We start from the raw sequence: 17,460 nt of genomic DNA on the forward strand, positions 1-17,460 counted from the left end.
CCTGGTCACGCGGCCGGCGCATCGGGGAGGCTGCGCCATTCCGCCACCACGTAGGGCGGCACCGCCAGCTCGCTGAACACCCGCGGCAGCCGCAGCCGCAGGGGACGGTTCTGCTCCAGATCGGCCAGCAGCGGCGCCAGATCGAATTCGGCCGCGGCGGATCGGGTGTCACCGGCCAGGGCGGCACTGGAGAGGGTCACATCCTCGAGGTCCCAGAGCAGACGGCCGCTGCGCACCTCCAGGGCGGTGGGATGGTCGAGGCGCACTTTGCCGGGGTAGCCGACGATCCGCAGTCGCAGCGGCCCGCCGGGCGGCCCCTCCCGGTAGGCCACCACCTGCCAGCTCTGGTCGTCGAGGTCGCGCAGGCTCTCCAGGCTGCGCACCACGGGAGTGCCGTTGCCATCCGGGTGGGCATGCAGCTTGGCCAGGGCCGGGGCCGGGGTCATGGCCAGCACCAGGCCCATGAGTGGGACCACGATCAATCCAAGGATCCCCGCCTGCCACCAGCGTCGGCGGCACGCTTCCACCAACCGGCCGGCTGTGCTCATGGCTGGCGGTCGGCTCCGGGGATCGGCTGCCAGTCGGTGTGGGTGGCCCAGAGCGCCCAGATCGCCATGGCCCGCAGGTAGTGGCAGGCGCGGAAGGTGCCGGCGGCGGTGATCGCCTCCGGTGTGCGGAACTGCAGGCCCCCCTCATACACCTGGCGCACGACGGCACCGGTGATGGCGAAGGCGGTGCTGCTCTGTCCCATCAGCCGGTAGTAGGCGGCCAGGCCGAAGTTGATGCCGGTCCAGACCTCCAGCGGATGGGTTCCCTCGGGATCGAGGGGGGTGCCATCGCGGCGCAGGCCGTTGGCCACTCCCAGGCGGCCGCCTTCGAAGGACTCGAAGCAGGCCTGGCGGATGGCCTGGAGGGCCGAGAGGGCCCGCTCGTCGGCCACCACCGGCGGCAGTCCCAGCAGGCGGGCGTAGAAGTCGCCGCAGAGCTGGTCGGCCATCACCACCGGGGTGCCGCTGCCGGCATCGATGGCGTAGTACTCGCCGTTCCAGAGCAGGGCATCGAAATGGCGGCGGGACTGTTCCAGCCAGCCACCGAAGCGCCGTTGCTCCTCGGCGGTGTCCAGCCCCAGTTCCAGCTGCAGCTGCTGGCCGATGGCCAGGGCGGCCTCCAGGGCGGCGATCCAGAGGGCGCCGCAGTAGGCGCTCACCCCCTGAAGGGGCCAGTCGTCGAAGGTCTGGTCCGGGGCACCGCCATTGTCGGGCAGCCCGTCGTCATTGACGTCGAACTGCTTGAGGTAGTCGAGGGCGGTCACCGCCGCCGACCAGCAGTCCGCCAGGAAGGCGATGTCCGGTCCGCTGGGCGCCAGGCTGTAGGTGCGCCAGACCTGCAGCACAAAATCGCTGGCCAGGTCCTTCCAGAGGTTGCAGTCCTGGTAGGCGGTGTAGTTGGTGGCGTCGAAGGGGCGCTCGTTGGGGGCCCCGAGGTCGTGGGGGGTGGCACCCGCCACCTTGCGGGCCGCCTCCACCCGGCCCCGCCCCTGGGTGAAGTACCAGCCGATCGGCCGCAGCGTGGGGTCGGCGGCGGGGATGGCGCGGGCGAAGCTGCGCAGCACGGCCTTGTCGAGCTCGGGCCAGAGCTGCAGCAGGGCGAAGGAGCCATACAGCCGCACGTCGAGGCTTTCGTACCACGCGTAGTCGAGGCACTCGAGCACCCCGAAGCGCCCCACCGGATCGTCCGTGCTGGCGGCGGTCCAGAGGCTGCCGCCGCTGGCCAGGTCGTAGAGCTCGTTGAGCAGGGCCATGCGCAACGGTTCCTGCAGGTCGTGGCGTTGCACCACCGGCGCCTGCCAGGCCCCGATCGCGGCGTGCCAGTCGCGCCACTCGGCCAGGGCCTCGCTGGCGATGGCGGCGGCGCTCTCGCCTTCGGTGCCGAAGAAATCGGTGTAGCGACGCAGGGCCCGGGTGCCGGTGGCGAAGGCCGTCACGGGCAGATCCCAGCTGATCACCATCGGGATCTCGAGCGAGGCGCCCGGCTCCAGCCGGAAGCGCACCGCCAGGGCGGCGCTGAGGGGATCGTCGCCGGTGCTGCGGCGGTCGTTGTTGCTGTCGGGGATCGAGCCGTCGCGGCTGAAGGGTTCCCAGAGTTCCGCCCCGTCGCCGCTGGGATCCCAGCGGCTGCAGCGAAACACCTCCACCCCCGGGTGGTTCAGTGCCACCTCATCGGGCACCGCCAGACACCACTGGCCTTCCCCTTCCGTCAGGGGTTGCGACCGTTCGCCCTCCAGCAGGATCCCCTTCATTCCTGGTGTCTCGACCCAGCGGTTGCGCTGACCCTGGCCCCGGCCGATCGCCGGCACGTAGTTGTGTTCCGGGCTGCCGTCGTCACGGAAGTGAACTTCCGCCGCTGGATCGGTGTTGGTGAACCAGCCGACGGTGTTGCGCCAGCTCAATAGCAGGGACAGCTCCAGCGGCTGGTTGGTGGGGTTGCTCAGCGTCCAGGCGAAAATGGCGACGGGGTAGCTGGTGCGCCGGTAGTCGCCCGGCAGGATCGGGCTGAAGGCCTCGCAGCGGACGTCAGCGGCGAAGACCGAGGCGTAGTGGTGGGAGCTGACCGGGTAGCGCACCGCCACGCTGCCGCTCGGCTGCTCGGCGCTGGCGGCGGGATACCAGTTCCAGGCTGTCAGCGGCTGGCCGCTCCCAGGCCGGGAATCGTCACGCTGGGGCGCCGTGGCCAAGCCATGGGCCCGTGCCCCACGGCCGTCGTGCTCGAAGAGGGCGAACTGGCAATCGGGCAGGACACCGAACCAGTGCTCGCCACCGTCGAGATGCCAGAGGTTGAAGGCGCCGTCGATGCCCCGCCCCAGGCAGCCGGCGCCGAAGCCCCCCAGGGGCATGCCGTGGTTGGGGCCGTCATCGAGGTTGCTGGCGTAGCGGACCGTGTAGGGCTGACTCCAGCCCTGTCCGAACGGCCGCGACCAGCTGGCCTCGGGTGGCTGCCAGGGCGTCCTGCCGCGCCGCAGGTTCTGGAGAGCGGAGAGGCCGAAGGGCGCCATGGAGCCAGATGAGGTGCGCCCAGCTTGTCAGAGCTGGCGGATGCCCAGAGGGACCGCCATTACCCTGCCAGCAACGGTCTGGATGGCGTGAATCCTCTGGTGCGGCTTTTCGGTTCGGGCCTCCGGCCGCCGCAGCGGTCCAGGGCCTACCGCCCCGAAATCGACGGCCTGCGCGCCGTGGCCGTCATCGCGGTGCTGATCAATCACCTCGATCCCCGCTGGTTGCCGGGTGGATTTCTCGGGGTGGACATCTTCTTTGTGATCTCGGGCTACGTGGTGACGTCCTCCCTGCTGGCCAGGCGGGACGGCAGCCGCTGGCAATTCCTGCGCCGGTTCTATGGACGCCGCATCCGGCGCCTGATGCCGGCGCTGGTGGTGAACATCGCCATCGTTTCGGCCCTGTTCTCGATGGTCGTTTCGCCGCTCGATGATTTCTTTGCGCCGGTCATGCGGACCGGCACGGCAGCCCTTTTCGGTGTCTCCAATCTCTATCTGCTGCGGCAGGGCTCGAACTATTTCGCCACCGACAACCACTTCAACGCCTTCATGCACACCTGGTCGCTGGGTGTGGAGGAGCAGTTCTATCTCGTCTGGCCGGCGGTGCTGCTGCTCTGTGGTCTCGGGCTGGCCGGGGCCGGTGCTGCCGGTCTGCGGCGGCTCAAGATCGCCAGCCTGCTGCTCCTGGCCCTGTCCCTGGCGCTCTTTCTGGGACTCAGCTTCAGGGGGGACTCCGAGCGGGCCTTCTTCCTCACCACAGCCCGTTTCTGGGAACTGACGGCAGGCTGCGGCGCCTATCTGCTGCATCGGGGCAGCGGCAGTGCCCGCGATCTGGGCAACTGGCTGACCCTGCCCCGCTGGCGGCAGCCCCTGAGCCTGCTGGCGGCCCTGGCGGTGCTGGCGCTTCTGGTTCTGCCGGAGGCCTGGCGAATGGGCACCACCCTGGGGATCACCGCGCTGACGGCGGCGCTTCTGATCCTGCTGGGGCCCACCACAGGTCTCGGCCGGTGGCTCTGCCATCCCATCAGCCTCGCCATCGGCATGGTCTCCTACTCCCTCTATCTCTGGCACTGGCCGGTGATCGTGCTGGCCCGCTGGACGGTGGGCTTCAACGGCCTGACCCTGCTGCCGGTCCTGGTGGTGATCACCCTGTGCACGGCGCTCTCCTACCGGCTCGAGTGCCGGTTCCGCTATGGCCATCCCGCCATCCCCTGTCTGGGGCGCTCCGGACTGGCCTACCCGGCGATGACTGTGCTGGCCGCTGTTTTCAGCGTGGGCCTCCAGGGCCCTTTATTGGGCCGGCTGTTCATCGGCGACCGCAGCCATGCTGTCGGCCAGAGCGTCAACAACAAGCGCATCGTCGCTACGACCGTCGACACAACGCACTGCTTCCAGGAGCCGACGGATCCAGTGCCTGGGAATCATCGGCCTGAACTCTGTCGAACCCAGGGGGAACGCCTCCGTCCCACCGTCCATTTCGCCGGGGACAGCCTCAGCCACATGTTGATCCCGCTCGGTGGGAAAATGTTCACCGATGGCGGGTACAACGTGGCATTCTCTGCGCGTGGAGGTTGTCCTGTTCCATTCTTCTCCCCCTGGAGTGATGACCGAGATCGGTCAGTGCGCTACCGACTCTGCAAGCCCTTCGCCGATCGCGAGTTGGATGCACTGATGCCGCTTCTCTCCGCCGGTGATCTGCTGATTCTGATCTCGAACCTGGCCGGCTACTTCGACAAGTTGGAGGGACCACAGCGGCTGCAGGCGCAGACGAACTACACCCTGGCAATACGCGCCCTCGCCGGCTCCCTGCGCCAACGAGGAGCGGGTTTGATCATCGTGGCACCGATGCCCTCATTTCCAGACAAAAAGGTCAGTGGCCCCCTGGCACTTTGCCAGCGGGAGTGGTTCCGTCCTGCCTGGGCCATGGTCCCCGAATGCAGACCGAAACTGGTCCCCCGCCAGGAGCAGCTTGAGCACTTCTTGCCCCTGGATCGTTTTCTCAAGCAGCTCGTCGAGACGACACCGGGAACGGCGCTCTTCCGGCCCTTCGACAGCCTTTGTCCACCTGGGTCCTCGTTCTGCTCTACCCACAGGGGAGATGATCTCCTCTACAGCGATGGGATCCACCTCACGAACCATGGGGCCCTACTTCTCTACCCGCGGCTGATGGCCTTCCTCAAAGGCCTGGCTGTCTCCAAGTCCACGCCCGAGGGCCACGTTCAGCCGCCCCCCAGCTGATCGCTGCCCAGTTCCTGCTCGATCAGGGCATCGAGGGTGACGGCGCTGCGCACCAGGGACTGGTAGCGCTGCACCACCCGCCGGTTGCGCTCCAGCCAGCTGCCCGGGTCGCCGCCGCTCCCCAGGGGGCTGCCGCCTGCACCGGCCCGATCGTCCTCGAGCAGTTCGAGATCGCTCTGGTGGGCCAGCAGGGCCAGCACCAGGGTGTGGATGCGCTGGCGTCGATCGCTCATGGGCAAGGGTGTGGGGCTGGCACGCGTGGGGAGCATCATGGCCAGCAGTGGCGCAGGGGCACGGCTGGAGGGTTCGCTGCTGGAGGTGCTCGGCACCGATGCCGCCGGGCTGGCGGGCCTCTCCCGCCACTGGCAGGAGCAGATCCTGCGGGCCGATCTGGTGGCGGCCCCCCGGCGTCTGCTGGCGGACATCGCGACCTGGCGCGGCGAGGCCCCGGGGCCGGAGCTGCTGGCCAGCGACCGGCCCACCGACCTGCTGCCGCGGCTGCAGCAGTCCCTCGCCGCTGGTGATCGGGTGGTGCTGCTCGCCAGCGGCGATCCCCTCTGGTTCGGTATCGGTCGGCTGTTGCTGCAGCACCTTCCCGCCGAGCGGATCCGCTTCCACCCGGCCCCCACCTCCCTGCAGCTGGCCTTCGCCCGCCTGGGCCGCCCCTGGCAGGACGCCTCCTGGATCAGCCTGCATGGCCGCGATCCCGAGCCCCTGGCGGCGCGGCTGCAGCAGCGGCCCGCCGCCCTGGCGGTGCTGACCGATCCGGCTCGGGGGGGCGCCGCCGAGGTGCGCGGACTCCTGCGAGCTTCGGGGCTGGAGGCCTCCTATGCGTTCTGGCTGGCGGAGCGCCTTGGCCATCCGGCGGAGCGTCTGCAGCAGCTGGCGCCCGCCGACCCCCTGCCGCCGGATCTCGATCCCCTGCACCTGGTGCTCTTGATCGCCGCCGAGCCGGCCGTGCCCGCGCCGGAGGCCCTGCCCCTGTTCGGTATCCCCGATGGCCTCTGGCTGCAACATGCCGACCAGCCGGGACTGATGACCAAGCGGGAGGTGCGCATCCAGCTGCTGGCCGATCTGGATCTGCTCGAGACGGGCGTGCTGTGGGACATCGGTGCAGGGGTGGGATCGGTGGGGCTGGAGGCGCTGCGCTTGCGCCCCGGGCTGACCCTGTGGGCCGTGGAGCGCCGGGCTGGGGCCGCCGCCCTGATCGGCGCCAATGCGGCCCGGCTGGGCGTGCGGCCTGCGGGGGTGCTGGAGGCGGAGGCCCCGGCGGCCCTGGCGTCGCTGCCCGACCCCGATCGCGTGCTGATCGGTGGCGGTGGTGCTGGGCGCAGCCTGCTGCTGGAGACGGTGCTGGGCCGGCTGCGGCCCGGTGGGGTGGTCGTCATGCCCCTGGCCACGGTGGAGGGACTGGCCCTGTGCCGTCCTCTGCTGGAGCAGGCCGGCCTGGGGGTGGCCGTCACCCAGATCCAGGCCTGGCGTGGCGCTCCCCTGGCGGAGGGCACACGCCTGGCGCCCCTCAATCCGGTGCTGGTGCTGAAGGGGACGCGCCCGGCAGCGGGGTGATCCGCACCGGGGTGCCCACAGTGATGCCGAGCACGGCGGCCTGGCCGGCGGCCAGCTCCAGCACCCCGTCCACCGGCGTGTCGGGGCCGTAGCTGCGGCAGGGCAGGTTCATGCAGGGGGGCACGGCACGCTCGAGGAACACAACGCGACCCTCGCGGATGAACAGCATGTCGAGGGGTTCCGGGGTTCGGTGCATCCAGAACCTGGCCACCGCGGGGGGGGCGTAGGGGAACCACATGCCACGCAGGTGGGGCAAGGGGGGGCGCAGTTGCAACCCCATGGCCTGCTGGCGCTCGCCCCGGGGCACCTCCAGCTGGATGCAGCGCGCCGGCGTCGGCCCCTCCAGGCACCACTGGGCGGTGATGGGCAGAAACTGCGGTGGCACCTGGGTCAAACCCGGTCCGCAGCCGCCCAGCAGGACCACGCCGGGCAGGGCCCATCGCCGGAGGATGGAACGGCTCATGGCACAGGCCCCGCGGGGGGCCGACCTTCACTGAGGCAGTAGCCACGGCCCCGCACGGTGTGGATCAGCCGGGATTCGCCCTCCTGTTCCAGCTTCTGGCGCAGGTAGCGCACATACACCTCGATCACGTTGCTGGCCCCCCCGCCTTGGTCGGCCCAGATCTCTTCCAGGATGCGCTCCCGGCTCACCACCGATCCCTGGTGGCGCAGCAGCAACAGCAGCAGCTGATACTCCCGGGCCGTCAGGCTGAGCTGGCGCTGCCCGCGCCAGCCCTGGCGGGCCACCAGATCGATCCGCAGAGTCGCCAGCGTCAGCAGGGCGGACACCGGCGTTGGGGCCTGCCGCTGGGCCAGGGCCAGGTGCAGCCGCAACCGGGTCAGCAGATCGCTGGTGCCGAGGCTGGGCAGCCAGAAATCATCGGCCCCCCACTCCAGGCAATGGCTGCGGCTCTCCACGCTGTCGCTGGTGATGCCCAGCAGCAGGGGGCGGGCCCCCAGCCGGCGGCGCAGCTCCGGAATCCGCTGCTCGCATCCAGGCGACAGGATCACCGCCGCAGGGAGCGCATCGCCAGGCTCCTGCTGTTGGGTGCTGTAGCCGGACACCTCCAGCCTGGGAGCCAGGCCGGTGGCCTCCGGGCCCACCAGCAACACCGCGGTCGGCGGGGGAGTCGGCGTCACAGTGGGGCGTCGGCGTGGTTGCTGGACGGCTTGGCCACGTGCGGCAGGCCCCAGCCCAGTTTGTTGCGCAGCACCTGGAAAAACTCGTGGTCGGCCAAGCGCACAAAGCGCACCGGATGTTCGCTGCGCCGCACCAGCACCCGGTCCTCGGGCCAGACATAACAACCGGCGCTGCCGTCCACCACCATCATCAACCGCTCGGGGGTGGCGGGAAACACCGTCACCGGCTCCTGGTCGCTGAACACCAGGGCCCGGGAGGCGAGGGAATGGGCGGCGATCGGGGTCAGCTGCAGCACGGGACAATCGGGGGTGATCACCGGGCCACCGGCGCTGAGGGCGTAGGCCGTGGAGCCGGTGGGGGAGGAAAGGATCACCCCGTCGGCGGCGATGTCGACGGGGGCGTGGCGGCCGATGGCGATCTCGAAGTGGCACATGCTGGTGAGCGGCTCCCGGTGCAGGGCCATTTCGTTCAGACAGAGCACCTCCCATCGCCGCTGCTCGCCGCGCATCACACTCACCACCAGCATGGAGCGCTCTTCAACGGTCCACTCCCCCGCCACCACCTGGGCCAGGGCCTGATCCAGGTCCTTCAGGTAGGCCTCGGCCAGGAAGCCCAGATGGCCGGTGTTGATCGTCAGGATCGGCACGCCGATCGGGGCGGTCTGGCGGGCGGCGGAGAGCACCGTGCCGTCTCCCCCCAGCACCACCGCCAGGGCCATCTCCGCATCGAAGCTGGCCGGGACGCAGGCGGCGTAACCCCTGGAGCGCAGGTGCTGGTCGGGATTGGCGAAACCCACCACGCCACCGGAGCTGCTCACCCGCGCCACCTCGATCCCCGCCGCCTTCAGCCGGCTCTCGATCAGGTCGGCGGTGCTGATCGCCAGATCCTTGCCGTCGTTGACGATCAGTCCGACCCGGGGCACCGATCGCAGGCGGGGGAGACCATTGAGTTTATGGGGGGAGATCAGAACTGCTCCAGGAAGCGCAGATCGCTGCTGAACAGCCTGCGAATGTCGTCAATGCCGTGGCGCACCATGCAGAACCGCTCCACCCCAAGACCGGCGGCAAAACCGCTCCAGCGTTCCGGATCGAGGCCCAGACCCTCGAGCACCGCCGGATCCACCATCCCGCAGCCCATCACTTCCAGCCAGCGACCCCGCCACTGCACGTCCACCTCGGCGGAGGGTTCGGTGAAGGGGAAGTAACTGGCCCGGAAGCGAACCGGCAGATCGCCGAAGAACTGCTGCAGGAAGGTGGTGACCGTGCCGCGCAGATGGCTGAAATCGAGCCCCTCGTCGAGGGCGAGCACCTCCACCTGATGGAACACCGGGGAGTGGGTGGCATCCACCGCATCGCGGCGGTACACCCGGCCGGGGGCGATCACCCGCACCGGCGGCGGGTTGGCTTCCAGATGGCGGATCTGCACGGGAGACGTGTGGGTGCGCAGCAGACGGTCCCCACCGAGGTAGAAGGTGTCCTGCATGTCCCGGGCCGGGTGGTGTTCCGGGATGTTCAGGGCGGTGAAGTTGTAGTGGTCGGTCTCGATCTCGGGCCCTTCGGAAACCCGGTAGCCGAGGCCGGCGAAGATGTCGACGATCTCCTCGATCGTGCTCTGCAGGGGATGGCGGTGGCCGGGGGGCACGTAGCTGCAGCCCGCCGTCACATCGATCCGTTCCCGTTCCAACCGCTCCACCATGGCGGCGTTGCGCACGGCCTCGAGCCGGGCGCCGAGCAGGTGCTGCACCTGGTCCTTGAGCCGATTGGCCCGCTGACCCACCAGGGGACGCTCCTCACCGGGCAGGCGGCCCATGGCTCCCAGCACCCCCGAGAGCCGACCCTTCTTGCCCAGCAGTCCCACCCGCAGCTCCTCAAGGGTGGCCGCATCGCTGGCGTTGGCGATGGCGGCGGCGGCCTCTGCCTCCAGGTGCTCCAGCTGGTCGGTGAGCTGCTGCAGGCTGACGGTGGCGCTCACGGGACAGATCAGGGAAGAAAGCGACTGTAGGCAGCAGCGTCTAGCTTTCCGGTAGTCCCCGCGGTCGAGGCCGATGGCACCGCTCCGGATCCTGATCAGCAACGACGACGGAGTCTTTGCCGATGGCATCCAGGCCCTGGCGGCTGAGGCGGCCTCCCGCGGCCATGCGGTCACCGTGGTCTGTCCCGACCGGGAACGCTCCGCCACTGGCCATGGCCTCACCCTGCAGACCCCGCTGCGGGCAGAGCGGGCCGACGAACTCTTCGCTGCGGGTGTCACCGCCTGGGCCTGCAGCGGCACCCCTTCCGACTGCGTCAAGCTGGCCCTGTTCAGGCTGCTGGAGCAGACCCCCGACCTTGTGCTCTCCGGCATCAACCACGGCCCCAACCTCGGCACCGACGTCCTCTATTCGGGCACCGTGTCGGCGGCCATGGAGGGGACGATCGAGGGCCTGCCCGCCCTGGCGGTGAGCAGCGCTGATTTTCACTGGCGTCGCTTCGAGGCGGCGGCGGCCTTGGCTCTCGATGTGGCCGAGCACATGCATGCCGGCGGCTGGCCCGAGGGGATGCTGCTCAATCTCAACGTGCCACCGCGACCCGCCGAGGCCCTCGCGCCCCTGCGCTGGTGCCGCACGGCGGTGCGGCGCTACATCGATCAGTTCGAGAAGCGCACCGACCCCCGTGGCCGCATCTATTACTGGCTGGCTGGCGAGGTGGTGGACGATCTGGAGGGCTCGGGAGCGGGCCCGGCAGACTGGCCCACCGATGTGGCCTGGGTGCAGCAGGGTGGATCGTCCCTGACGCCCCTGCAGCCCGAACTCTTCTGGCGCGGTTCCATCGCGTCATTGCCGGCCATGGAGGCTCTTGGCCAGGGCGATCAGGTCTTGCGATAGATCCGCTGCAGCAGCCAGAGGCTCAGGATCAGGGCGATCAGGTGGGCGAACAGCACCTGGGTGTTGCTCAGCACCGAGAGCATCTCGATCGAGGTGATCGGCAGCCCCACCACCCGACCGCCGCTGCCCGGCGTGGCCTGCAACTGGGCCCCGAGGAAGCCGGGCACCTGCTGGGAGGCCTGGACGAACAGACTGCCGGCCAGGGCTTGGTAGCCGACGGCGGCCAGGGTCAGTCCGGCCACATCGACCACCAGGCCCCGCTTCACCAGCCGGGAGGTCTCCCCCCGGCTGGGGCGTACCGGGCTGGCCAGGGCACGCCCGCAGCGCACCACCAGCCAGGATTGCCACAGACTCCAGAGCAGAACGAGGAACGAGAGGGTGGTGAGCGAAAGGCCGGGGCCCAGCCCCAGGGCGCGAGAGGAGTTGGCCGCCAGCCGGCCGCCGATGTTGTTGAACACCAGCACCACCACCACCACCACCCCGAGAGCCAGCTGGACCCAGAAGCGCACCCAGGCCGTGCGGCGAAGGGCGTCGGCCATGCGCTGCAGGTCCAGCTGGTCGGCCATGGAGACGGGAACGGTGATCCCAAACTTGGCATGGGAGGATCCAGCCGGCGAGGGCCCAGGCCGTTGATCCCCCTTCACGACCCGCGCAACGCCCTGCGACCCACGGCCATCGCCCTGGGCAGCTTCGATGGACTGCATCGGGGCCACCGCCGGGTGATCACCGCGGTCACCGAGGTGCAGCCGGTGGCGCAGCAGCGGGTGGTGCCCACGGTGGTCAGCTTCTGGCCCCACCCCCGGGAGGTGCTCCACGGGGAGACGCGGCTGAGGCTGGATCTGCCCGAGGAGAAGCTGGAGCTGCTGGCACCCCTCGGCATCGAACAACTGGTGCTGGTGCCCTTCACCCGTGAGCTCGCAGCGCTCACGCCGGAGCGCTTTGTGCAGGAGGTGCTGGCCGAGCAGCTCCAGGCCTGCCGCATCGCCGTGGGCACCAACTTCCGCTTCGGGGTCGACCGCAGCGGTGACGTGGATGATCTGGCCCGCATCGGCGCCGCCCTCGGCATCGATGTGCGGGTGCTGCCGATGCTGTGGGACGGGGCCGAGCGGGTGAGCAGCAGCCGCATCCGGCGTGCCCTGGCGGCCGGAAACATTGATGAGGCCGGACGCCTGATGGAGCGCCCCTACCGCTTCAGCGGCCCGGTGGTGCAGGGCCGCGGCCTGGGCCGCCAGCTGGGCTGGCCTACCGCCAACCTGGCGGTGGATGGGCGCAAGTTCCTGCCGCTGGAAGGGGTGTACGCGGCCCTGGCCTGGCGGGACGGCGAGGCTGGGGCGATGGCGGCGGTGATGAACCTTGGCCCCCAGCCCACGGTGGACCCCCTGGCGCCTTCGGCGGTGGAGGTGCACCTGCTGGAGCGAAACCTCGAGCTGGCGGGCGCTCGGCTGACCGTCCAGCCCCTGAGATTGCTGCGTCGGCAGCAGACGTTTGAGAGTCTCGAGGCCCTCAGTCGCCAGATCCGCCTGGATGCCGACCAGGCGCTGCAGATATGTGACTCCTGGTGCGGACCTTCGTTTCCCCCTCCTCTCGCCTGACGGACCCCTCCCATACCCTGGAGACCTCACCCCCCCCAGTCCGGTGACGCCGCAGCCCCCAGTTCCGTCGCCGACCCTCGACAGCGAGCGCGCCGCCATCGAACGCTTGCTCGATGCCAACCTCGATCGGGCCCGCGAGGGGCTGCGGGTGCTGGAGGACTGGGCCCGCTTCGCCCTGGACCGTCCCGACCTGGTGGCCCGCTGCAAGGACCTGCGCCAGCGCCTCGGGCGGTTGCACCAGGAGCGCTACAAGCTGGCGCGGCACACCGCCAGCGACCCGGCCGCAGGCATGACCCACCCAGCCCAGGCCGAACGTCAGAACGGCGCCAGCGTCCTGGCCGCCAATGCGGGCCGGGTGCAGGAGGCCCTGCGGGTGCTGGAGGAGTTCGGTCGGATGGAGGATTCCGCGCTGGCGGCCGACGCGGCGGCGATTCGCTATGCCCTCTACGACCTGGAGGTGGATCTGATCCAGGCCGGCCGCGGCGGCGACGAACGCCGGGCCCTGCTGCGCCGCTGCCACCTGTACCTCGTCACCAGTCCGGTGGAGGGGTTGGAGGAGGTGGTGGCTGCCGCCCTGGCGGCGGGGGTGCGTCTGGTGCAATACCGCGCCAAAGCCGGCGACGTCCCCGATGACCGGCGCCGTTTCGCCCAGGCGAGTGCGCTGCGCCAGCTCTGCCAACGCCATGGGGCCCTGTTTCTGGTCAACGACCGCATTGACCTGGCGCTGGCCGTCGGGGCCGATGGCGTCCACCTCGGCCAGGGCGACCTGCCGCCGGCCGTGGCCCGTCGTCTTCTGGGGCCCGACCGGCTGATCGGTCGCAGCACCCACTGCCTCGAAGACCTGCATCGGGCGGTTGCCGACGGTTGCGACTATGTCGGGGTGGGGCCCGTCAAGGCCACCCCCACCAAGCCGGGCCGCGACCCGGTGGGGCTGGCCTACGTGAGCCAGGCGGCCGCGGAATGCCCCCTGCCCTTCTTCGCCATCGGCGGCATCGACCTGGCCAACCTGGCGGCCGTGCGCCGGGCCGGGGCGGAGCGGGTGGCTGTCGTGCGGGCCATCACCCAGGCAGAGGATCCCGGGGCCGCCGCCGCTGCCCTGCTGGCGGGACTGGAGTCTGGGGCGTGACGGACGCATCTGCAAGGAATGAGCCGGGGGGGCTGCGGCTGCGGGTCAACGGTGAAACGCGCCCCTGCCCGGCGGGTCTTTGTCTCGATGCGGTGCTAGTGACCCTCGGCTATCAGCCGCGCCTGGTGGTGGTCGAGTTCAACGGCGAGATCCTGCCCAGGGAGCGCTGGGCCGCCCAGTCCGTGGGGGAATCCGATGTGCTGGAAGTGGTCACCATCGTGGGAGGGGGTTCCTAGATTCCCGTCATCAAAAGGTCTCTAGAGATGGGTTCCCGCTTGTTCCGGCGCCTGGCCGCTCTGATCGTTGTGCCTGTCCTGGTGGCGGGACTGGTCATGGCGGCCCCCCAGCCCGCCCAGGCGGCCAGCGGTGGCCGTATCGGCGGCGGCAGCTTCCGTTCCGCTCCGTCGATGCCCCGCAACTACGGCGGCGGAGGCGGCGGCTATCGGGGCAGCTATGGAGGGGGCTACGGCGGTGGCTACCGGGGCGGGGGCATGGGCTTCCCCTTCATCGTGCCGATTTTCGGCTTCGGCGGCGGCGGTCTGTTCGGCTTCCTGATCCTGATGGCGGTGGCGGGCGTCGTGGTCAATGCCCTGCGGGGCGGCGGCGGCGGCCCTGCCCTGGGTGGCTCCGGTTCCGACCTGGCCTACAACCCCCGTCCCGACGGTCCGGTGGCGATCGCCCAGATCCAGGTCGGCCTGCTGGCGTCCGCCCGCGACCTTCAGGACGACCTGCGACGCCTGGCCGGCTCGTCCGATACCTCCAACAGCGCCGGCCTTCAGAGGGTCCTGCAGGAAACCAGCCTCTCCCTGCTGCGCCATCCAGACCTCTGGGTGTACGCCAACGGTGAAGTGGGCCAGGTCCCCTTCGCCAGTGCCGAATCCACGTTCAATCGCCTCTCAATGCAGGAGCGCAGCAAGCTGGAGCGGGAGCTCACCGCCAATGTGGCGGGACGCCGTTTCAGCGAGCCCGCGACTGTGGCCCCCGGGGCCAGTGACGCAGCCAGCGACTTCATCGTTGTCACCCTGCTGGTGGCCAGCCGCCAGCGACTGGCGATCAAGGGGGCCCGTTCCGCCGATGATCTGCGCGATTCGCTCCAGAAACTTGGGGCGCTCGGTGCGGATGACCTTCTGGCCCTGGAGGTGATCTGGCAGCCGGAAGGGGCCGGAGAGGTGCTCAGCACCGAACAGGTGATCACCGCCTATCCCGATCTTCAACATCTCTGAGTGCTCCGCCTTGCCAGGCCAGGTGGGCTACCCCAAACTGCACTTGCCATGCATCGGGCGCCGGTGATTCCTCATCGGATCAGCTGGATCAATACGCCTGTCCTGATTGAGGCGATCGAGCGCTATGAGCAAGGCCGTTTGCCCCGCTCCCTGACCCTCTGGCTGCAGACCGTCCTGGAGCTTGAGGGTCCCCCCTCAGGGCCCCTGCTCCCTGGCGGCTGAAGCCACCCCATTGGCCAGCTGCAGGATTCGCAGGGCCGCCATCGCGGCGCCATAGCCGTTCTCGATGTTCACCACGGTGAGCCCCGGGGCGCAGCTGGCCAGCATGCCCATCAGGGCCGCCTGCCCCCCGGCGCTCACCCCGTAGCCGACCGCCACCGGCACCCCGATCACCGGCTGGGGCAGCAGCCCCGCCAGCACGGTGGGCAGGGCCCCCTCCATTCCGGCGCAGGCGATCAGCACCCGGGCCCGGCGCAGACCCTCGAGCTCCGCCAGCAGCCGGTGCAGCCCGGCCACGCCCACGTCGAGCACGAGGTCGCTGGCCACCCCATGGCAGGCCAGGGCCAGCCGGGCTTCCGAGGCCACGGCCAGGTCGCTGCTGCCGCCGCTGAGCACCGCCACCCGCCCGAAGGCCGGATCGGCGGGCGGGGGTGGGGGCCAGGTGAGGCAGCGGGCCAGGGGATGATGCTGCGGTGGGTCGGCCCCGCCGCTGCCGAGCTGGTCGGCCAGCAGCCGCTCCACCGCCGCGGCCTTCTCCGCGCTGACCCGCGTGACCAGGGCCAGCTCCCCGGCTTGACGCAGCCCCAGCATCACCGCAGTGATCTGCTCGGCACTCTTGTGCTCGCCCCACACCGCCTCCACCATGCCAAGCCGTTGGCGGCGGCCCAAGTCGAGCCTGGCGTCTTCGTTCACCGAACCTCCACGGCTGCCGCCGCTGGCGTGAGACCCAGCCACTCGAGGGAGCCGGCGTCCACCAGGGGAAAGGGATTGGCTGGGGTCTCGGCACCCGGCTCCGGGGATTCGAGCGCCAGGGCCCTCCTCGCAGCAGCCTCGAACTGGCCTTGCACCGCTTCGATCTCGCTGACGGGGATGGCCAGCCACTGACGGCGGCTGCGCCAGCGGATCAGCAGGAGGCCTTCCTCCCGTTCAGCGTCCCAGAGCAGATCGCGTTCCAGGAAGCCGTCCTGTCGCCGCAGCCAGGGGCCCCAGGTCTCCTGCTCCGCCTGCAGCCAGGCCTTTCGGGCGCCGGCGGGCACCTTCACCCTCAGCTGTTCCACCACGGCCGTGGGGGGATCGATCCTGCCATGGCTGACGAGCGGCGGGCTCAGGGCGCTGGCCCTCGCTGGCAGACCGGCCAGTACGAGCACCATCAGGCCGAAGCAGGCCAGCAGACCACCCAGACGGCAGAGAGGGCCGCGGCTCATGGCTGGTGCAGCAGCGCCACGGCATGGCAGGCGATGCCCTCCTCCCGCCCGGTGGGCCCGAGTCCCTCGTTGGTGGTTGCCTTGACGCCCACCTGCTCGGGAGCCAGGCCCAGGCGACCTGCAATGGCCTCGCGCATGGCGGCGATATGGGGCTTTAGCCGTGGGCGCTCCGCCACCACCACCGTGTCGATGTTGAGCACCTGCCAGCCCCGTTCCGCCACCAGCTCCATCACCTTCTCGAGCAGCACCAGGCTGTCGGCCCCCCGCCAGCGCTCGTCCTCCGGTGGAAAGTGGGTGCCGATGTCCCCCAGGCTGAGGGCCCCCAGCAGGGCATCCATCAGGGCGTGAACGAGCACGTCGGCATCGCTGTGGCCCGCCAGCCCAAGGCCGTCCGGATGCTCCAGGTGCACGCCGCCCAGGATCAGGGGCCGACCGGGTACGAGCCGGTGGATGTCGTAGCCGTTGCCGATGCGCAGCTGCATGGATGGCGTTGGAGGCTGGTCCAGTGTGGCTGCTCAGGGGTGGAGGCTGGGTTTCAGCGGTTCTGCTCCGCCTGCCACAGGGCCAGCAGGTCGGCACGCCGCTCGCGGGTGCGGGCCAGCTGCTGTTCCTGGCGCCAGCGGGCGATGGCGCCGTGGTCGCCGCTGCGCAGCACCTCCGGCACCGCCATGCCGCGGAATTCCGCCGGCCGGGTGTAGTGGGGGTGCTCGAGCAGCAAGCCACTGTGACTTTCCGCTTCCAGGCAGTCCGGAGAACCCACGGTGCCCGGCAGCAGCCGCACCACGCCGCTGATCACCACCATGGCGGGCAGTTCACCGCCGGTGAGCACGAAGTCACCCAGGGACACCTCCTCGTCCGCCAGGGGGCGGATGCGTTCATCGAAGCCCTCGTAGTGGCCGCAGAGCAGCACCAGCTGGTCGTACGCGGTGGCCCAGCGCCGCAGGTCACGCTGGTGCAGCGGTTGGCCCTGGGGGCTCATCAGCAGCACGCGGCGCTGGGGCAGCATCGGGATCGCCTCGAAGGCGGCGTAGACGGGCTCGGGCTTGAGCACCATGCCGGCACCGCCGCCATAGGGAACGTCGTCCACCTTGCGGTAGCGATCCGTGGCGTGGTCGCGGGGGTTGTGGGTGTGGACCTCGGCGATGCCGGCGGCGAAGGCCCGGCCGATCACCCCCAGCCCCTGCAGGGGCGTGAAGGCGTCCGGCACCAGGCTGACCACATCGAAGCGCATGGTGGGC

The 17,460-nt window shown here is 70.1% G+C and carries 19 protein-coding genes; 7 read left to right on the forward strand and 12 right to left on the reverse strand.

Features of this window, described 5'->3' with window-relative positions; genetic code table 11:
- Positions 1 to 5 precede the first annotated feature (5 nt).
- Both VB739_RS01470 and VB739_RS01475 read right to left on the reverse strand, forming a co-directional pair.
- Positions 6 to 464, reverse strand: a complete 459-nt coding sequence (locus tag VB739_RS01470) for a DUF3122 domain-containing protein (RefSeq protein ID WP_416233286.1) — start codon at positions 462 to 464, stop codon at positions 6 to 8.
- A gap of 80 nt (positions 465 to 544) precedes the next feature.
- Positions 545 to 3,052 (reverse strand): GH116 family glycosyl hydrolase, encoded by a 2,508-nt coding sequence (locus VB739_RS01475; protein WP_323355371.1) that lies wholly within the window; start codon positions 3,050 to 3,052, stop codon positions 545 to 547.
- A gap of 87 nt (positions 3,053 to 3,139) precedes the next feature.
- On the opposite strand from VB739_RS01475, the gene VB739_RS01480 reads away from it, so the two are divergent.
- Positions 3,140 to 5,287, forward strand: a complete 2,148-nt coding sequence (locus tag VB739_RS01480) for an acyltransferase family protein (protein ID WP_323355372.1) — start codon at positions 3,140 to 3,142, stop codon at positions 5,285 to 5,287.
- On the opposite strand, the gene VB739_RS01485 is transcribed toward VB739_RS01480, so the two are convergent.
- Entirely contained in the window at positions 5,269 to 5,520 is a 252-nt protein-coding gene (locus tag VB739_RS01485) for a hypothetical protein (RefSeq protein WP_323355373.1), read from the reverse strand. The genes VB739_RS01480 and VB739_RS01485 overlap by 19 nt on opposite strands.
- Positions 5,521 to 5,557: 37 nt before the next feature.
- Between VB739_RS01485 and cbiE the strand changes: the two genes are divergently transcribed.
- A complete protein-coding gene (cbiE, locus tag VB739_RS01490) occupies positions 5,558 to 6,853 on the forward strand; it encodes a precorrin-6y C5,15-methyltransferase (decarboxylating) subunit CbiE (protein WP_323355374.1) in 1,296 nt (431 codons plus the stop codon).
- Here the strand turns inward: cbiE and VB739_RS01495 are convergent.
- Genes VB739_RS01495 through pheS form a run of 4 tightly spaced genes read right to left on the reverse strand, consistent with a single transcriptional unit; the run spans position 6,807 to position 9,965 of the window.
- The gene (locus VB739_RS01495) at positions 6,807 to 7,316 is read right to left on the reverse strand and encodes a DUF192 domain-containing protein (protein ID WP_323355375.1); all 510 of its coding nucleotides are present in this window, start codon (positions 7,314 to 7,316) and stop codon (positions 6,807 to 6,809) included. The genes cbiE and VB739_RS01495 overlap by 47 nt on opposite strands.
- Complete coding sequence (locus VB739_RS01500) at positions 7,313 to 7,993, reverse strand: response regulator transcription factor (protein ID WP_323355376.1); 681 nt, start codon at positions 7,991 to 7,993, stop codon at positions 7,313 to 7,315. The genes VB739_RS01495 and VB739_RS01500 overlap by 4 nt, the downstream gene beginning before the upstream one ends.
- Positions 7,990 to 8,916 carry an NAD(+) kinase gene (locus VB739_RS01505; RefSeq protein ID WP_323355377.1) on the reverse strand — a complete coding sequence of 309 codons (927 nt, stop codon included), beginning with the start codon at positions 8,914 to 8,916 and terminating at the stop codon, positions 7,990 to 7,992. The genes VB739_RS01500 and VB739_RS01505 overlap by 4 nt, the downstream gene beginning before the upstream one ends.
- A gap of 41 nt (positions 8,917 to 8,957) precedes the next feature.
- Positions 8,958 to 9,965, reverse strand: a complete 1,008-nt coding sequence (gene pheS / locus VB739_RS01510; protein WP_323355378.1) for a phenylalanine--tRNA ligase subunit alpha — start codon at positions 9,963 to 9,965, stop codon at positions 8,958 to 8,960.
- Between the two features lie 73 nt (positions 9,966 to 10,038).
- Between pheS and surE the strand changes: the two genes are divergently transcribed.
- On the forward strand, positions 10,039 to 10,857 hold the full coding sequence (gene surE, locus VB739_RS01515; RefSeq protein WP_323355379.1) for a 5'/3'-nucleotidase SurE: 819 nt from the start codon (positions 10,039 to 10,041) through the stop codon (positions 10,855 to 10,857).
- On the opposite strand, the gene VB739_RS01520 is transcribed toward surE, so the two are convergent.
- On the reverse strand, positions 10,842 to 11,423 hold the full coding sequence (locus VB739_RS01520) for a DUF3611 family protein (protein WP_323355380.1): 582 nt from the start codon (positions 11,421 to 11,423) through the stop codon (positions 10,842 to 10,844). The two genes, surE and VB739_RS01520, sit on opposite strands and share 16 nt — an antisense overlap.
- Positions 11,424 to 11,486: 63 nt before the next feature.
- Here VB739_RS01520 and VB739_RS01525 point away from each other — a divergent pair, with 63 nt between their 5' ends.
- From VB739_RS01525 to VB739_RS01540, 4 genes are read left to right on the forward strand one after another with little or no spacing between them, the layout of a single operon-like run.
- Positions 11,487 to 12,449 (forward strand): bifunctional riboflavin kinase/FAD synthetase, encoded by a 963-nt coding sequence (locus VB739_RS01525; protein WP_323355381.1) that lies wholly within the window; start codon positions 11,487 to 11,489, stop codon positions 12,447 to 12,449.
- Between the two features lie 43 nt (positions 12,450 to 12,492).
- Complete coding sequence (locus VB739_RS01530; protein ID WP_323355382.1) at positions 12,493 to 13,575, forward strand: thiamine phosphate synthase; 1,083 nt, start codon at positions 12,493 to 12,495, stop codon at positions 13,573 to 13,575.
- On the forward strand, positions 13,572 to 13,811 hold the full coding sequence (gene thiS, locus VB739_RS01535) for a sulfur carrier protein ThiS (protein WP_323355383.1): 240 nt from the start codon (positions 13,572 to 13,574) through the stop codon (positions 13,809 to 13,811). The genes VB739_RS01530 and thiS overlap by 4 nt, the downstream gene beginning before the upstream one ends.
- 27 nt (positions 13,812 to 13,838) lie before the next feature.
- Positions 13,839 to 14,798 carry a DUF1517 domain-containing protein gene (locus tag VB739_RS01540; RefSeq protein WP_323355384.1) on the forward strand — a complete coding sequence of 320 codons (960 nt, stop codon included), beginning with the start codon at positions 13,839 to 13,841 and terminating at the stop codon, positions 14,796 to 14,798.
- 195 nt (positions 14,799 to 14,993) lie between these two features.
- Here VB739_RS01540 and larB read toward each other — a convergent pair whose 3' ends face one another.
- From larB to trmD, 4 genes are read right to left on the reverse strand one after another with little or no spacing between them, the layout of a single operon-like run.
- Positions 14,994 to 15,710: a nickel pincer cofactor biosynthesis protein LarB gene (gene larB / locus VB739_RS01545; RefSeq protein WP_323355385.1), complete on the reverse strand. Its 717-nt coding sequence runs from the start codon at positions 15,708 to 15,710 to the stop codon at positions 14,994 to 14,996.
- Entirely contained in the window at positions 15,707 to 16,222 is a 516-nt protein-coding gene (locus VB739_RS01550; RefSeq protein WP_323355386.1) for a TIGR03792 family protein, read from the reverse strand. Before VB739_RS01550 ends, larB begins: the two co-directional genes overlap by 4 nt.
- Positions 16,219 to 16,704 carry a 2-C-methyl-D-erythritol 2,4-cyclodiphosphate synthase gene (ispF, locus tag VB739_RS01555; RefSeq protein WP_323355387.1) on the reverse strand — a complete coding sequence of 162 codons (486 nt, stop codon included), beginning with the start codon at positions 16,702 to 16,704 and terminating at the stop codon, positions 16,219 to 16,221. The genes VB739_RS01550 and ispF overlap by 4 nt, the downstream gene beginning before the upstream one ends.
- Positions 16,705 to 16,757: 53 nt before the next feature.
- Positions 16,758 to 17,453 (reverse strand): tRNA (guanosine(37)-N1)-methyltransferase TrmD, encoded by a 696-nt coding sequence (trmD, locus tag VB739_RS01560; protein WP_323355388.1) that lies wholly within the window; start codon positions 17,451 to 17,453, stop codon positions 16,758 to 16,760.
- Positions 17,454 to 17,460 lie beyond the last annotated feature (7 nt).

This window comes from Cyanobium gracile UHCC 0281 (assembly GCF_034931305.1).
Classification (GTDB): Bacteria; Cyanobacteriota; Cyanobacteriia; order PCC-6307; family Cyanobiaceae; genus Cyanobium; species Cyanobium gracile_A.

Excerpts from the sequence above, each read along its gene's own strand:
- VB739_RS01540 (WP_323355384.1), top strand. The coding sequence starts at position 13,839 with ATGGGTTCCCGCTTGTTCCGGCGCCTGGCCGCTCTGATCGTTGTGCCT.
- VB739_RS01550 (WP_323355386.1), bottom strand. The coding sequence starts at position 16,222 with ATGAGCCGCGGCCCTCTCTGCCGTCTGGGTGGTCTGCTGGCCTGCTTC.
- trmD (WP_323355388.1), bottom strand. The coding sequence starts at position 17,453 with ATGCGCTTCGATGTGGTCAGCCTGGTGCCGGACGCCTTCACGCCCCTG.
- VB739_RS01470 (WP_416233286.1), bottom strand. The coding sequence starts at position 464 with ATGGGCCTGGTGCTGGCCATGACCCCGGCCCCGGCCCTGGCCAAGCTG.
- VB739_RS01475 (WP_323355371.1), bottom strand. The coding sequence starts at position 3,052 with ATGGCGCCCTTCGGCCTCTCCGCTCTCCAGAACCTGCGGCGCGGCAGG.
- VB739_RS01520 (WP_323355380.1), bottom strand. The coding sequence starts at position 11,423 with ATGGCCGACCAGCTGGACCTGCAGCGCATGGCCGACGCCCTTCGCCGC.
- ispF (WP_323355387.1), bottom strand. The coding sequence starts at position 16,704 with ATGCAGCTGCGCATCGGCAACGGCTACGACATCCACCGGCTCGTACCC.
- surE (WP_323355379.1), top strand. The coding sequence starts at position 10,039 with ATGGCACCGCTCCGGATCCTGATCAGCAACGACGACGGAGTCTTTGCC.
- cbiE (WP_323355374.1), top strand. The coding sequence starts at position 5,558 with ATGGCCAGCAGTGGCGCAGGGGCACGGCTGGAGGGTTCGCTGCTGGAG.
- VB739_RS01495 (WP_323355375.1), bottom strand. The coding sequence starts at position 7,316 with ATGAGCCGTTCCATCCTCCGGCGATGGGCCCTGCCCGGCGTGGTCCTG.
- VB739_RS01485 (WP_323355373.1), bottom strand. The coding sequence starts at position 5,520 with ATGAGCGATCGACGCCAGCGCATCCACACCCTGGTGCTGGCCCTGCTG.